This is a genomic window from Micromonospora sp. NPDC005171 (assembly GCF_040608575.1).
Taxonomy (GTDB): domain Bacteria; phylum Actinomycetota; class Actinomycetes; order Mycobacteriales; family Micromonosporaceae; genus Micromonospora.
In genome coordinates this window covers 18,632-31,380 of the sequence record NZ_JBEXIM010000057.1, presented here as the reverse complement: position 1 = coordinate 31,380, position 12,749 = coordinate 18,632, and the positions used below count along the sequence as shown (strand labels likewise).

Annotated in this window: 10 protein-coding genes; 7 read left to right on the top strand and 3 right to left on the bottom strand. The window is 71.1% G+C overall.

The window, feature by feature from the left end; translation table 11 throughout:
- Positions 1-150 precede the first annotated feature (150 nt).
- The 3 genes from ABZU74_RS32415 to ABZU74_RS32405 form a co-directional block, all read right to left on the bottom strand.
- Positions 151-1,173, bottom strand: a complete 1,023-nt coding sequence (locus tag ABZU74_RS32415) for a glycoside hydrolase family 11 protein (RefSeq protein WP_355432076.1) — start codon at positions 1,171-1,173, stop codon at positions 151-153.
- Positions 1,174-1,604: 431 nt separating this feature from the next.
- Positions 1,605-2,750, bottom strand: a complete 1,146-nt coding sequence (locus ABZU74_RS32410) for a DUF6596 domain-containing protein (protein ID WP_355432081.1) — start codon at positions 2,748-2,750, stop codon at positions 1,605-1,607.
- Between the two features lie 8 nt (positions 2,751-2,758).
- Positions 2,759-3,166 (bottom strand): YciI family protein, encoded by a 408-nt coding sequence (locus tag ABZU74_RS32405; protein WP_355432073.1) that lies wholly within the window; start codon positions 3,164-3,166, stop codon positions 2,759-2,761.
- Between the two features lie 197 nt (positions 3,167-3,363).
- On the opposite strand from ABZU74_RS32405, the gene ABZU74_RS32400 reads away from it, so the two are divergent.
- The 7 genes from ABZU74_RS32400 (at position 3,364) to ABZU74_RS32370 (ending at position 12,700) form a co-directional block, all read left to right on the top strand.
- On the top strand, positions 3,364-3,819 hold the full coding sequence (locus tag ABZU74_RS32400; RefSeq protein ID WP_355432078.1) for a Fur family transcriptional regulator: 456 nt from the start codon (positions 3,364-3,366) through the stop codon (positions 3,817-3,819).
- A complete protein-coding gene (katG, locus tag ABZU74_RS32395; protein WP_355432070.1) occupies positions 3,816-6,092 on the top strand; it encodes a catalase/peroxidase HPI in 2,277 nt (758 codons plus the stop codon). Before ABZU74_RS32400 ends, katG begins: the two co-directional genes overlap by 4 nt.
- Before the next feature lie 245 nt (positions 6,093-6,337).
- Positions 6,338-7,630 carry a glycosyltransferase family 4 protein gene (locus ABZU74_RS32390; RefSeq protein WP_355432067.1) on the top strand — a complete coding sequence of 431 codons (1,293 nt, stop codon included), beginning with the start codon at positions 6,338-6,340 and terminating at the stop codon, positions 7,628-7,630.
- A gap of 180 nt (positions 7,631-7,810) precedes the next feature.
- Entirely contained in the window at positions 7,811-9,268 is a 1,458-nt protein-coding gene (locus tag ABZU74_RS32385; RefSeq protein WP_355432064.1) for an O-antigen ligase family protein, read from the top strand.
- A gap of 24 nt (positions 9,269-9,292) precedes the next feature.
- Positions 9,293-10,300, top strand: coding sequence for a Wzz/FepE/Etk N-terminal domain-containing protein (locus ABZU74_RS32380; RefSeq protein ID WP_355432062.1), 1,008 nt, complete (start codon positions 9,293-9,295; stop codon positions 10,298-10,300).
- Positions 10,301-10,322: 22 nt separating this feature from the next.
- Positions 10,323-11,852: an oligosaccharide flippase family protein gene (locus ABZU74_RS32375; RefSeq protein ID WP_355432059.1), complete on the top strand. Its 1,530-nt coding sequence runs from the start codon at positions 10,323-10,325 to the stop codon at positions 11,850-11,852.
- Positions 11,849-12,700: a sulfotransferase gene (locus tag ABZU74_RS32370; RefSeq protein ID WP_355432055.1), complete on the top strand. Its 852-nt coding sequence runs from the start codon at positions 11,849-11,851 to the stop codon at positions 12,698-12,700. The genes ABZU74_RS32375 and ABZU74_RS32370 overlap by 4 nt, the downstream gene beginning before the upstream one ends.
- The last annotated feature ends 49 nt before the right edge of the window (positions 12,701-12,749 follow it).

Here is a 12,749-nt window from a genome sequence, read left to right as displayed (position 1 = left end):
CTTTGTGGCGCGGGGGGGGTCCCTCCTTCAGAGCCCGCGGGGGGGCCCCGGGGCTGGTGCGCTGCCCCCCCCCCCCCTGTACCACCCTCCGGCAGGGGGGGGGGCGCCCCCCCCCCCCACGCCAGAGGTGGTGTCAGGAGTTGGTCGAAGTCAACTGGTACGACAGCTGACCGTCGGCCAGTTCCAGTTGCCGTTGGCCATGATCGTTACGCCGAAGTTGTTGCCGTTGCCGTTCGGTGTCGCGGTGACGGTGCCGGTGTTGCCGTTGACGGAGGCGTTCCAGCTGTTCTGAATGCTCTGGCCGCCACCGAGGCCGAGGCTGACGACCCAGTTGTTGGTGCCACTGACCGCGACGTTGAGGTTGAACCGGTCACCCCACTGCTGACCGGCGGAGAGCGTCGCGTTGCAGCTCCCGGTGCCGGGGTTGCCGGTGGTGGGCCCGGAGGTCGGGTTGCCGCCGCTGCCCTCCCGGACGGTGATGTCGGAGCTTCCGCTGCTCTGGTAGCCCTCGGTGGCCATGATCTGGTAGCTGTGGTTGGTGCCGAGGTTCAGGCCGGCGCGAGCCCAGGCGTCGAAGTGGTTGGCGGTGGTGATGGTGCCGCTCGAGCGCTTCTGCTGGCGGACGCTCCAGAACTGGTAGAACGTCTGGTTGCCGTCGATCGACGGGGCGTTGACCCGCTGGCTGCGGAGGATGTCGTAGGTGCCGCCGTCAGTGGTGACCGTGCCCATCCGCTGGGCGCCGCTGCTCGGGTTGTAGGTGCCGAAGTTCTCCACCACGTAGTACTCGATGAGCGGGTTGCGCGTCCATCCGTACAGGGCGAGGTAGGTGTTGTTGTTGCCCGGGTTGTAGCTGCCCGAGTAGGTGACTGTCCGTCGGTTACCGGTGGCCCAACCCTTGCCGCCGACCCAGTTGTTGGTGCTCCTGTCCCAACTGCTGGAGTAACGGCCGTCGGCGCGCAGCGTCATGCTGGCGTTGCCGCTGTCCTTCCAGAACGAGAAGAAGTAGCCGTTGTGCGTGCCGGTGAGGTTCGAGGTGAGGGTCCGGTCGGCCTCGGCGTACGCGTTGGTGGCCGTCATCGTGCCGGCGATGGCCAGGACGGCGGCGCATGCGGCGCCAAGGAGCAACCGCATGCGGCCGCGCCTTCTCGGTGTGGTGTGGCTGCTGTCGGTCATGGAACTGTTGCCTCCTCTGACGGCTGGCGGGGGCCAGCGGCGCGGTACGCCCTCGGCGGGCTGCCGGTGGTCGGATAGCGGCCACAGCGTCGTACCGCACGGTGGTGGTGGGCCGGTCGTCCTGCCCGACGACCGGAGAAGTGGGTCGTGGTGGCTGGCGCTGACGACAATCGAACGCCGTCGATGGCGACCGTATTAACCCGGCCGTCCACTTGTCAACAATTTTCGGAAACAGGCTGGCAACACCGCTGTCGTAGCCGAGCGACATCCATCCAGGTCAGTAGTCGATCAGAGCTCAGGGTGGTCATCGCAGAGTCTCGTTGGCCGATCGCGGGCCGGGTGGAGGCCGCCGAAATTTCCGGAGACTTTCCGGACCACGTGCACCGTCCGTGGCCAGCGGGGCGGGGGAGACGCTCCCGTTGGCCGACCGGTCAGCGGCGTCCGTGGGCGTTGAGCCGGGCGGCCTGGCGGGTCAGGTGGTCGCGTTCGGCGAGGTTGGGGGCCTGCAGGGCGGCCTCGGTGTACAGCCGCGCCGCCCTTGTCAGGTCGCCGTCGCGCTCGTGCAGATACGCCGCCACCGCCGCGTACCGGGGCAGTGCGGCGTCCACCGAGGCGAGCGCCGCCAGACCGGCCCTGGGACCGTCGGCCGCACCGACCGCCACCGCGCGGTTGAGTCGGACGACCGGGTTGTCGGTCAGGCGCGCGAGTTCGTCGTACCACTCCACGATCTGCACCCAGTCGGTCTCTGCGGCGGTCGGCGCGTCGGCGTGCAGGGCTGCGATGGCGGCCTGGGCCTGGAACTCGCCCAGTTGGTCGCGGGACAGGGCCGCCTGCAGGATCTCGACACCCTCGGCGATGGACCGGGTGTCCCAGCGGCTGCGGTCCTGCTCGGCGAGCGGCACCAGGCTGCCGTCGGGCGCGGTCCGGGCGGCGCGTCGGGCGTGGTGCAACAGCATGAGGGCGAGCAGCCCCGCCACCTCGGGATGGTCGATGGCGGCCGTGAGCTGCCGGGTGAGCCGGATGGCCTCGGCGGCGAGGTCCACGTCACCGGAGTAGCCCTCGTTGAAGACCAGGTAGAGAACGCGCAGCACGGTCGTGACGTCACCGGGTCGGTCGAAGCGCAGCCCGGAGACTGTGCGTTTCGCCCGGCTGATGCGCTGCGCCATGGTCGCCTCGGGCACCAGGTAGGCGTGGGCGATCTGCCGGGTGGTCAGCCCGCCGACGGCGCGCAGCGTGAGCGCCACCGCGGACGACGGCGTCAGCGACGGGTGGGCGCACAGGAAGTAGAGCTGAAGCGTGTCGTCCACGGTGCGGGTCGGCCCGGGCGCCGGCTCCTCGTCGACCAGGTCCTCGCGCCGCCGGCGCGCGGCGTCGGCTCGCGCCGCGTCGAGGAACCGTCGCCACGCCACGGCGGTCAGCCAGCCCTTCGGGTCGCGCGGCGGGTCGTACGGCCAGACGCGGACCGCCTCGACCAGAGCGTCCTGCACGGCGTCCTCGGCCGCCGCGAAGTCGATTCCGCGGCGGACGAGGATTCCGAGGACGCTCGGCGTGAGGCTCCGCAGCAGCGTCTCGTCCATCGGAGTGGTCACTCGGTGATGGTGGGCGGCTCGCTCAGGAACGGGCGCAGCTCCAGCCACTCGTGGATCGGCTTCCCGCCTGCCCCGGGAGCTGCCGACAGCTCCCCGGCCAGCTCGACGGCCCGGTCGTAGCTGTCGACGTCGATCACCATCCAGCCGGCGATGAGATCCTTGGTCTCCGCGAACGGACCGTCGGTGACCGGCGGACGGCCCTCGCCGTCGTACCGGACCCACGCTCCCTCCGGGGCGAGCGCCTGACCGTCGACGAACTCGCCGGTGCCCTCAAGCCGGGTCGCGAAGTCGCGCATGTACTGCATGTGGGCCGAGATCTCCGCCGGCGTCCACTGGTCCATGGGTACGTCGTTCACCCCGGCCGGGCCGCCCCGGTAGTGCTTGAGCAGCAGGTACTTCGCCATCGTGATGCTCCTTGGTGCTGGCTGCGACCCATCGTGGTCACGTTCGCTCCGGGGACGGAGCCGGTCGGCGCTTCTCGACATGGCTGTCCGATTTTTTTCTCCCGCAGGTTAACCTCGGGTGAATCGTCCGACCGAGGGGCGCCTCAGGTGGCGCAAAACTTGATTCGTTCCAAAAAAGTGAGCTAGTGTTCGTACCCGTGATGTCCGACTTCGAGGCGCAGCTGCGGGCTGCCTCGTTGCGCGTGACCCGGCCCCGGTTGGCGGTGCTCGCGGCGCTGCGCAACCACCCGCACGTCGGCACCGACGCGGTGCTCGCGCTGGTCCGCGCGGATCATCCCACGGTCTCCCACCAGGCGGTGTACGACGTGCTGCGGGTGCTCACCGACGCCGGGCTGGTGCGGCGCATCCAGCCGGCCGGGGCGACCGCCCGCTACGAGTCCCGGATTGCGGACAATCACCACCATGTCGTGTGCCGCTCCTGCGGCGCCATCGCCGACGTCGACTGCGCCGTCGGTCACGCTCCCTGTCTCACCGCCTCGGGCGACCACGGTTTCGCGGTCGACGAGGCGGAGGTCGTCTACTGGGGCACCTGCCCCGACTGCGCGACCGAACGCACGCCCCAGAGATCCGCAAGCTCGGAAGGAAGCCCATGAGCGACACCCAGGACAACGGCCCCACCAGTGCGCAGGGCGTGGACCAGAAGGCAGCGGCCGGCTGCCCGGTCGCGCACGACTCGGTGACCGCGCACGGCAGCGAGAGTGAGAACCCGGCGATCGACTCGCCGACCCCGAAGACCGGCGGTCGTCCGCGCACCAACCGGGACTGGTGGCCCAACCAGCTCGACCTCTCGGTGCTGCACGCCCACTCGTCCAAGGGCAACCCGCTGGGCGAGAACTTCAGCTACGCCAAGGAGTTCGCCAAGCTCGACGTCGAGGCCCTCAAGCGGGACATCGTCGAGGTGCTCACCACCTCGCAGGAGTGGTGGCCGGCCGACTTCGGCCACTACGGCGGCCTGATGATCCGGATGAGCTGGCACGCCGCCGGCACGTACCGCATCGAGGACGGTCGGGGCGGCGCCGGCGACGGTGGTCAGCGGTTCGCGCCGCTGAACAGCTGGCCGGACAACGCCAACCTGGACAAGGCCCGCCGGCTGCTCTGGCCGGTCAAGCAGAAGTACGGCCAGAAGATCTCCTGGGCCGACCTGCTCGTGCTCGCCGGCAACGTCGCCCTGGAGTCGATGGGCTTCAAGACCTTCGGCTTCGGCTTCGGTCGCGAGGACGTCTGGGAGCCCGAGGAGATCTTCTGGGGCCCGGAGGACACCTGGCTCGGCGATGAGCGCTACGCCTCCGAGAAGGAGATGGCGGCCGGCGTCGGGTCGACCGAGATGGGGCTCATCTACGTCAACCCGGAGGGCCCGCGCGGTAACGCGGACCCGGCCGCCGCGGCGCACTTCATCCGCGAGACCTTCGGCCGGATGGCGATGAACGACGAGGAGACCGTCGCCCTCATCGCCGGTGGTCACACCTTCGGCAAGACCCACGGTGCCGCCGTCGCCGACAACCACGTGGGTCCGGAGCCCGAGGGCGCCCCGCTGGAGGCGCAGGGCCTGGGCTGGCTGAGCACCCACGGCAGCGGCAAGGGCGGCGACACGATCACCAGTGGTCTCGAGGTGACGTGGACCGACGTGCCGACGCAGTGGAGCAACCGCTTCTTCGAGATCCTCTTTGGCTACGAGTGGGAGCTCACCACCAGCCCGGGTGGCGCGAAGCAGTGGGTCGCCAAGGACGCCGAGGCGATCATCCCGGACCCGTTCGACCCGGCGAAGAAGCACAAGCCGACGATGCTCACGACCGACCTGTCGCTGCGCGTCGACCCGGCGTACGAGAAGATCTCCCGTCGCTTCCTGGAGAACCCCGACCAGTTCGCGCTGGCCTTCGCCAAGGCGTGGTACAAGCTGCTGCACCGCGACATGGGCCCGATCGAGCGTTTCCTCGGGCCGTGGGTGGCCGAGCCGCAGCTGTGGCAGGACCCGGTGCCGGCCGTCGACCACGAGCTGGTGGGTGACGCCGACATCGCCGCCCTGAAGGCGAAGGTGCTGGAGTCTGGTCTCACGATCGACCAGCTGGTCTCCACCGCCTGGGCCTCTGCCGCGAGCTTCCGGCACACCGACAAGCGCGGCGGTGCCAACGGGGCGCGGATTCGCCTCGAGCCGCAGCGCAGCTGGGAGGTCAACCAGCCCGAGCAGCTGGCGACCGTGCTGACCGCCCTTGAGGGCATCCAGCAGGAGTTCAACTCTGCTGGCGGGGCGACCATCTCGCTCGCCGACCTGATCGTGCTGGCCGGTTCGGCCGCCGTCGAGAAGGCGGCGCGGGACGCCGGCGTCGAGGTGACCGTGCCGTTCCGGCCGGGCCGCACCGACGCGACCCAGGAGCAGACCGACACCGACTCCTTCCGGGTCCTGGAGCCGCGTGCCGACGGTTTCCGCAACTACCTGCGCGCCGGCGAGAAGACCCAGCCGGAGGTCCTGCTGGTCGACCGTGCCTACATGCTCAACCTGACCGCGCCCGAGATGACCGTCCTCATCGGCGGTCTGCGTTCTCTCGGCGCCAACGTCGACGGCAGCCAGCACGGTGTCCTCACCGACCGGCCGGGCGTGCTCACCAACGACTTCTTCGCCAACCTGCTCTCCCCGGGCACCCGGTGGAGCGCGTCGAAGTCCGACGAGCACGTGTACGAGATCCGCGACCTGGCCACCGATGAGGTGAAGTGGACCGCCACCGCGGTCGACCTCATCTTCGGGTCCAACTCGCAGCTGCGCGCCCTCGCGGAGGTCTACGCCAGCCAGGACGCTCGCGACAAGTTCGTGACCGACTTCGTGGCCGCCTGGACCAAGGTCATGGAGCTCGACCGGTTCGATCTCGTCTGACAGGTATCCCCGACGGGCCCCGGTCGATCACCAGTGATCGACCGGGGCCCGTCGCCATTCGGGTGCCGTTCGACGCGGCACCAGCGCCGTCCATCTCGATCTCACCCCCGGTGCCATTCCCTTCGCAGCGAATCCCATGGATGATTTTTCTGTCTCATTGATCAGCTGGCGGACGGGCCCATTCGTGGCAAGGTGTTGACCCTGCCCGGGCGGCGGGCGCGGGTTTAGTCACGCAGGGAGTCAACGTGGGCCATCCCAACCTGCAGGCCGAGGACGTGGACCAGCACGCCGGAAGCCCTGCGATTCCCCGACAGCGGGTCGGCCCCACCAGGGCGCCCGAAACCAGCGCCGCCGACACCGGCATCGCCTGGCGTCCGCTGCGGATCGCGATGATCGGCCAGAAGGGGATGCCGGCGACCTACGGCGGGATCGAACGGCACGTGGAGGAGATGGCCAGCCGGCTCGCCAGCTATGGGCACGAGGTCACCGTCTACTGCCGCCGGAGCTACGGCGAGACACCCGCCGACGGCTACCGCGGCGTACGGCTGCGCCAGACCTACACGATCGCGAGCAAGCACCTCGACGCCATCGTGCACGCGGCGACCTCGACAGTGGCGGCGATGACCGCGCGGTCCGACATCGTGCACTACCACGGCCTCGGGCCGGCCCTGGTCGCCCCGCTTCCACGTGCCCTGTCCCGGGCGCGCGTGGTGCTGACCGTGCACGGGCTGGACAACCAGCGGGGCAAGTGGGGGCTCGCCGCGCGGGCGGTGCTGGGCAGCGCCCACTGGTTCAGCGGATACGTCCCGCACCAGCGGGTAGCGGTCTCCCAGGGGCTCGCCGCCCACTACATCACCCGGTTCGGCCGGCCGACGACCTACATCCCGAACGGCGTGAACCCGGCCCGACCCGTGCGGACGCGTCAGATCCAGGACCAGTTCGGGCTGACCCCCGGCGGCTACCTGCTGTTGGTCGGTCGGTTGGTCCCGGAGAAGGCGGCCGACCTGCTGATCCGCGCCTTTCGCCGTACCGAGACCCCGATGCGCCTGGCGATCGTCGGCGGGTCGTCGTTCACCGACGACTTCGTGGACCGGCTGCGCCGGGAAGCCGGGGCGGACGACCGAATCGTCTTCACCGGGTTCGCCTACGGCGACCTGCTCGCCGAGCTGTACGCCGGCGCCGCCGGCTTCGTGCAACCGTCCCGGTTGGAGGGACTGCCGTTGACGTTGCTGGAGGCTGCCGCGTACGGGCTGCCGGTGGTCGCGAGCGACATCGCCCCACACGTCGAGGTGCTGAAGTCCGACGCCGCCGGCGGGCGGTTGTTCCGCGATGGCGACGAGGACGACCTGGTCCGGGTGCTGACATCGCTGCTCGCCGACCTGCCGGGTGAACGGGCCGGCGCCGCGGCGCTGGGCGAGCGGATCACCGGCCGGTACAGCTGGGACACCGCCGCCCGCGAGTTGGAACAGCTCTATCTTCGGCTGGCACCGGAGCCGGGCCGACGGGCCAGGGGACGACTCGCGGGGGTCGCCGACTGACCGGTCGGCGTTCGCCGGGAAGACCTCGGATCAACCCCCCGGAGGACGGAGCAGTCGGTGCAACGGCCCCTTCTGCCGTCGGGCCGACAGGGCTAGATTGAACCGATCTTGTGCCGGGAGGACATCGGTGGGCCGCGCCCGGCAGCGGCCGGGCAGCGCCGATTCAGTTCAGTGGGATCAGTGGAACAACACACGCAGCAGGTCACTCCGCTCCTGACCAGGCGGCTCGACCCGACCCGCCTTCTCACCGGCGGCGCGGCGCTGGCCGCCGCGGTCGTGGCGGTGATCGCCGGTGTCTCCATGGCGGCCGGTGACCGTAAGGGAATGGTGCTGCCGCTCGCGGCGGTCGCGGGGATCGCGGTGGCCGTCCTCGCGCTGACCCGGTTCGCCGGGTACGTGCTGCTGATGCTCGCGGTGCGCTCCTGCGTCGACCTGTTCAAACTGACCGGCCCGAGCGCCGGCCAGCCTGACTCCGCCGGATCGGCCCGGGCGGCGGACCCCTCCACCCTGCTCGCGGTCCTGTTCCTCCTCGCCGCCGGGCTCTGGCTGGCCGCACAGCTCAGCCGGCACGGGCGGCTACGCGGTTCCCCGCTGAGCTGGGCCATGCTGCTCGTCGGCGCCAGCAGTGTGGTCAGCGCCCTCGGTGCCAGCCGGCCGGCGAACAGCCTGTTGGAGGCGTTGCGGATCCTCACCGTGGTGGTGATGTTCGTGGTCCTGGAACAACTCATGCCGGACACCGCGGCGATCCGTCGGGTCCTGCTCGCCTGCTACGCCTCGCTGGTGCTGGCACTTGGCTACACAGTCGTCCTGTCGCTGCTCGGCCACCCGCCGGCCGAGGTGAAGGGCGACTTCACCCGGATCAGCGGCACCTTCGGCCAGTCGACCACGTTCGGCCGCTACCTGATGTTCATGGTGATCTTCGGGTTCGCGGTGTACCGCTTCCTGGATCGCCGCCTGCGGGCGTTCCTCGGGGTGCTGCTCGCGCTCTCGTTGCTGTTCCTGCTGCTCACCAACACCCGCAGCGCCCTGCTCGGCGCGGCGATCGGCCTGGTGGTGGTCGCGGCGCTGCATCGCAGCAAGCGGATGCTGGTCACCCTCTGCGTGGTGGCGGTCGCCGGGGTGGCCCTGGTGCCCGCCGTCGGGGAGCGCTTCGCCCAACTCGGTACGTCGCGCGTGGTCGGCGGAGACCCGACCGGAAACACACTGGCGTGGCGGATCGGCTACTGGACCGAGATCGTCACGCTCGCCGACCGGAACCCGGTGACCGGCATCGGGCCGAACATGACCCAGCGCGAGACCGACGAGGCGAAGAAGCCGCACAACGACTTCCTGCGGGCGTACGTGGAGACCGGGTTGCTCGGTCTCGGGGCGTACCTGCTGATGCTGTTCGCCTTTCTGCGCACCGCGCGGCGCGCGCTGCGGCGCGCGCCTCCGGGCAGCTTCGAGCGTGGCGTCGCGGTCGGGTTCGCCGGCTGCGCCGCCGCGTTCGTGGCGGTCAGCGCCGCCTCCAACGTCATTTCCAACGTGGTCACCCTCTGGTACTTCGTCGCGTTCGCCGCGGCGGCCAGTGTGATCGCCCGCCAACCGGCCCCTCACCTGACCGGCGAGCAGCCACGAAACACGTCCGTCCCGGTTTGACTGAACGACAGCATTGGGGAAAAAGTGGAGATCGTCGACTACCTGCGGGTCGCCCGGCGGCGCCTCTGGGTACTCGTGGGGGTGCCGGTGCTCGCCACCGGCGCCGCGGCCGCCATCGTCCTGTTCGCGCCACAGCAGTTCAGCGGGACCGCGTACGTGGCGGCGCCGGCGCTGGTGGGCGGCGCGGCCGGAACGCAGTACACAGGCACGCAGGCGGCGAACCAGTTCGTCGCGGCGTTCGGCGCGGCGGTCACCTCGCCCCGCGTCCTCTCCGACGTGGCCGGTGACACCGGTGTGCCCCCGGAGCGGCTGCGCGACGGACTCGCCGTCACCCAGGTCGGCGCGAGCAGCCAGCTGGAGGTGACGTACACCGCCGGTGACCGGTCGACTGTCGCACCGGTGCTGACCGCGACCACCACCCGGGCTCTTGCCTTCCTCTTCTCCTCCCAGGTCGGCATCGCCACCGGCGAGGTCGAGGCGGCCAACGCCGACGTCACCGCGGCGACCAGGGCCATCGGCGAGTGGGAGAAGGCGAACAAGGTCTCCCAGCCGGACCGGATCTACCAGGCGACGCTGGGCGAGCTGACGAGCCTGCGCCAGCAGCAGCTCTCCATGCAGGCGGTCGGCAACGGTCGCGGCGTCGACGCGGCGACCGCCGCGATCACCGCCACCCAGAAGAAGCTCGACGAGCTGGGGCCGAAGCTCCCCGACTACCAGGCCCTGCTCGCCCAGCGGGACGCGGCGACAAATGCCCTGTCCCAGGCGCGGGAGGGGTTGCAGGCGGCGCGGGCACAGGCTCAGGCCGCCGATCCGAAGCAGGTGACCAGCATCGGCGAGGCGCACGAGGTGAGCCGGATGGCCGAGCTGGTGCGCACCGCCCTGCCGGTGGGCGGTGCCGGTCTGCTGCTCGGTGTGCTGCTGGTGGGCGTACTCGAACTGCTCTCCCGGGGTCGTGCCGCCGCCCGGCCGTCGGCGGCGACCGCCGCGGCCCCCTCAGCACCGGCGGAGACCGTGACCGCGGCACGACCGTGACCGTCGAAGAACGGGCCGCCGGATGCGCGCGGTGACCGGTCGGCCGCCGGCCGCGCCGGAGGCCGGCGACCAGCAGGTACGCGGCATGGCCCGCGGCGGTGTGCTGAACCTGGGCAGCGCCGTGCTCAGCCAGGTGGCGCTCTTCCTGGTCATGCTGTTGGTGGCCCGGGCCCTGGGGGTACGCGAACTCGGCCGGTACGCCCAGGTCTACGCCGTGCTGTCGCTGCTGGGGCTGCTCTCGCTCTCCGGTTTCCGGGCCGGGTTGACCCGGTTCGTGGCGGTGCACCTCGCCGACGACGAGCCGGCCGCCCTTCGGGGCGCGATCCGGCTCGGGATCGGCATCTCGGCGGTGGTGTCCACTGTGATCGCCCTCGTTCTGGCGATCGGCGCGCCGTGGCTCGCTGACGCCCTGCACGACCCGCAGCTCACCACCGGTCTGCGGTTGGTGGCGCTCTGCCTGCCCGCCGCGACCGTCTGCGAGGCCGCGCTCGCTGCCACCCGGGGATGGCGCACGCAACGGGCCTACGCGCTCATCGGCCAGGTCTACGAGCCGGCCGCCCGGCTGGTGCTCACCGCGCTGGCGCTCGCCCTCGGGGCGGGCCTGACCGGCGCGTTCTGGGCGTTGGTGGCGGCGAGCTGGAGCGCGGCCGGGCTCGCCCTCGTGGCGCTCGCCCGGATGGTGCGCCGGGTGCCCGCCGCCCGGCCGGCGTACCGGCCCGGCGAACTGTTCCGGTTCTCCACGGTCAGCTGGGTCTCGTCGTTGTCGTCCACCGGGCTGATCTGGGTGGACGCGTTGCTGCTCGGTTTCTTCGACTACGGTCCCGACGCGATCGGGATCTACCACGTGGCGACCCGGCTGGTCACCATCGCGGTGTTCGTGCTGGCACCGGTCAACGCCTCGTTCGGTCCGCACCTGGCGCACCTCTACCACCAGGGTCGACTGGACGAGGTACGCCGGATCTACCGGGTCGCCACCGGCTGGGTGCTGCGGCTGTCGCTGCCGGCCTTCGTGGCGTTGCTGGTCTTCCCGGAGCAGTTGCTGCGGCTGGTCGGCGGGCCGGGTCTGGCCGGCGGCGCGGCGGTGACTGTCGTGCTGGCGCTCGGTCAGCTCGTGAACGCCGCGACCGGGCCCTGCGGAACGCTGCTGAACATGTCCGGCCGGGTCTCGGTCAACATGATGGACAACCTCGCCGCCCTGCTGCTCAACGTCCTGCTCAACCTCTGGCTCATCCCGGCGTACGGCATTCTCGGCGCGGCGGTGGCCTGGGCGGTGTCGCTGGCGGCGGTGAACATCGCCCGGGTCTGGCAGGTGCGCACGCAGGTGCACACCGTGCCGGTGACGGCTGGCATGGTCAAGGGCCTGGTCGCCGCGCTTGTCGCGATGGGCGTCGGGTTCGGTGTGCGCTGGCTGGTCGAGGACTGGACCGCGCAGCTCGCTGTCGGTCTGGCCGCGATCGCGGCGACGTACCTCGCCGCGGTGCTCGCCCTCGGGCTCAGTCGGGAGGACCTCATGGTGTTGCGTACGGTGACCCGCCGAGGTGGCCGCTCGTGACCGGCGTCGCGCGACGTCAGGTCACCGACCGGCTGCGTCGGGGGGTACGCGCGGCGCGGGCCTGGGGGCGGGCGGCCCGGCCGGGGGAGCCCGGTCCGCTGCCCGACTTCCTGGTGATCGGTGGGCAGCGCTGCGGCACCACGTCGCTGTACCACCACCTCGCCGCGCATCCCCGGGTCCGGGTGGCCAGCGGCAAGGAGCTGCAGTACTTCAGCGTCCACCACGGCCGCGGGACGCGGTGGTACCGGGGACACTTCCCACGCCTCGCCCCGGGCGAGCGCACCTTCGAGGCGAGCCCCTACTACCTGTTCCACCCGAGCGTGCCGGCCCGGGTCGCGGCTACCCTGCCGCAGGCCCGCTTCGTCGTCCTGCTGCGTGACCCGGTGCAGCGGGCCTACTCGCACTACCTGCACACCCGCTCGTACGGCGTGGAGCCGCTCTCCTTCGCCGACGCCCTCGATGCGGAGGAGGAGCGGCTGACCCGGGCGACGCGCGGCGGCCCGGACAGCCGTGCCGCGCACCGGGCGCTGCGTAATTATTCGTACGCGGCCCGGGGCCGTTACGCCGACCAGCTGCAACGGTGGTTCACGCACGTCCCCCGGGAGCGGATCCACATCGCCCGGACCGAAGACCTGCACGACGACCCGGCGGGCACCTACGGCGACATTCTGCGCTTCGTCGGCCTGCCGGCCTTCACTCCCGAGGCGTTCACCCGGCACACCCGTCGCGTCGACTCTGGCGTCTCCGAGCTGACCCCGGCCCTGCGGGACCGGTTGTACGAGCACTTCGCGCCGCACAACGCCCGCCTTGCCGCCCTGCTCAGCTGGCCCGACCCCTGGCCCGGCTAGCGCGGCGCCGCCGGCCGGCGCAGGTCACCGTCGGCACATCGGCAGGCGG

Excerpts from the sequence above, each read along its gene's own strand:
- ABZU74_RS32405 (WP_355432073.1), bottom strand. The coding sequence starts at position 3,166 with ATGGCGAAGTACCTGCTGCTCAAGCACTACCGGGGCGGCCCGGCCGGG.
- ABZU74_RS32415 (WP_355432076.1), bottom strand. The coding sequence starts at position 1,173 with ATGACCGACAGCAGCCACACCACACCGAGAAGGCGCGGCCGCATGCGG.
- ABZU74_RS32375 (WP_355432059.1), top strand. The coding sequence starts at position 10,323 with ATGCGCGCGGTGACCGGTCGGCCGCCGGCCGCGCCGGAGGCCGGCGAC.
- katG (WP_355432070.1), top strand. The coding sequence starts at position 3,816 with ATGAGCGACACCCAGGACAACGGCCCCACCAGTGCGCAGGGCGTGGAC.
- ABZU74_RS32410 (WP_355432081.1), bottom strand. The coding sequence starts at position 2,750 with ATGGACGAGACGCTGCTGCGGAGCCTCACGCCGAGCGTCCTCGGAATC.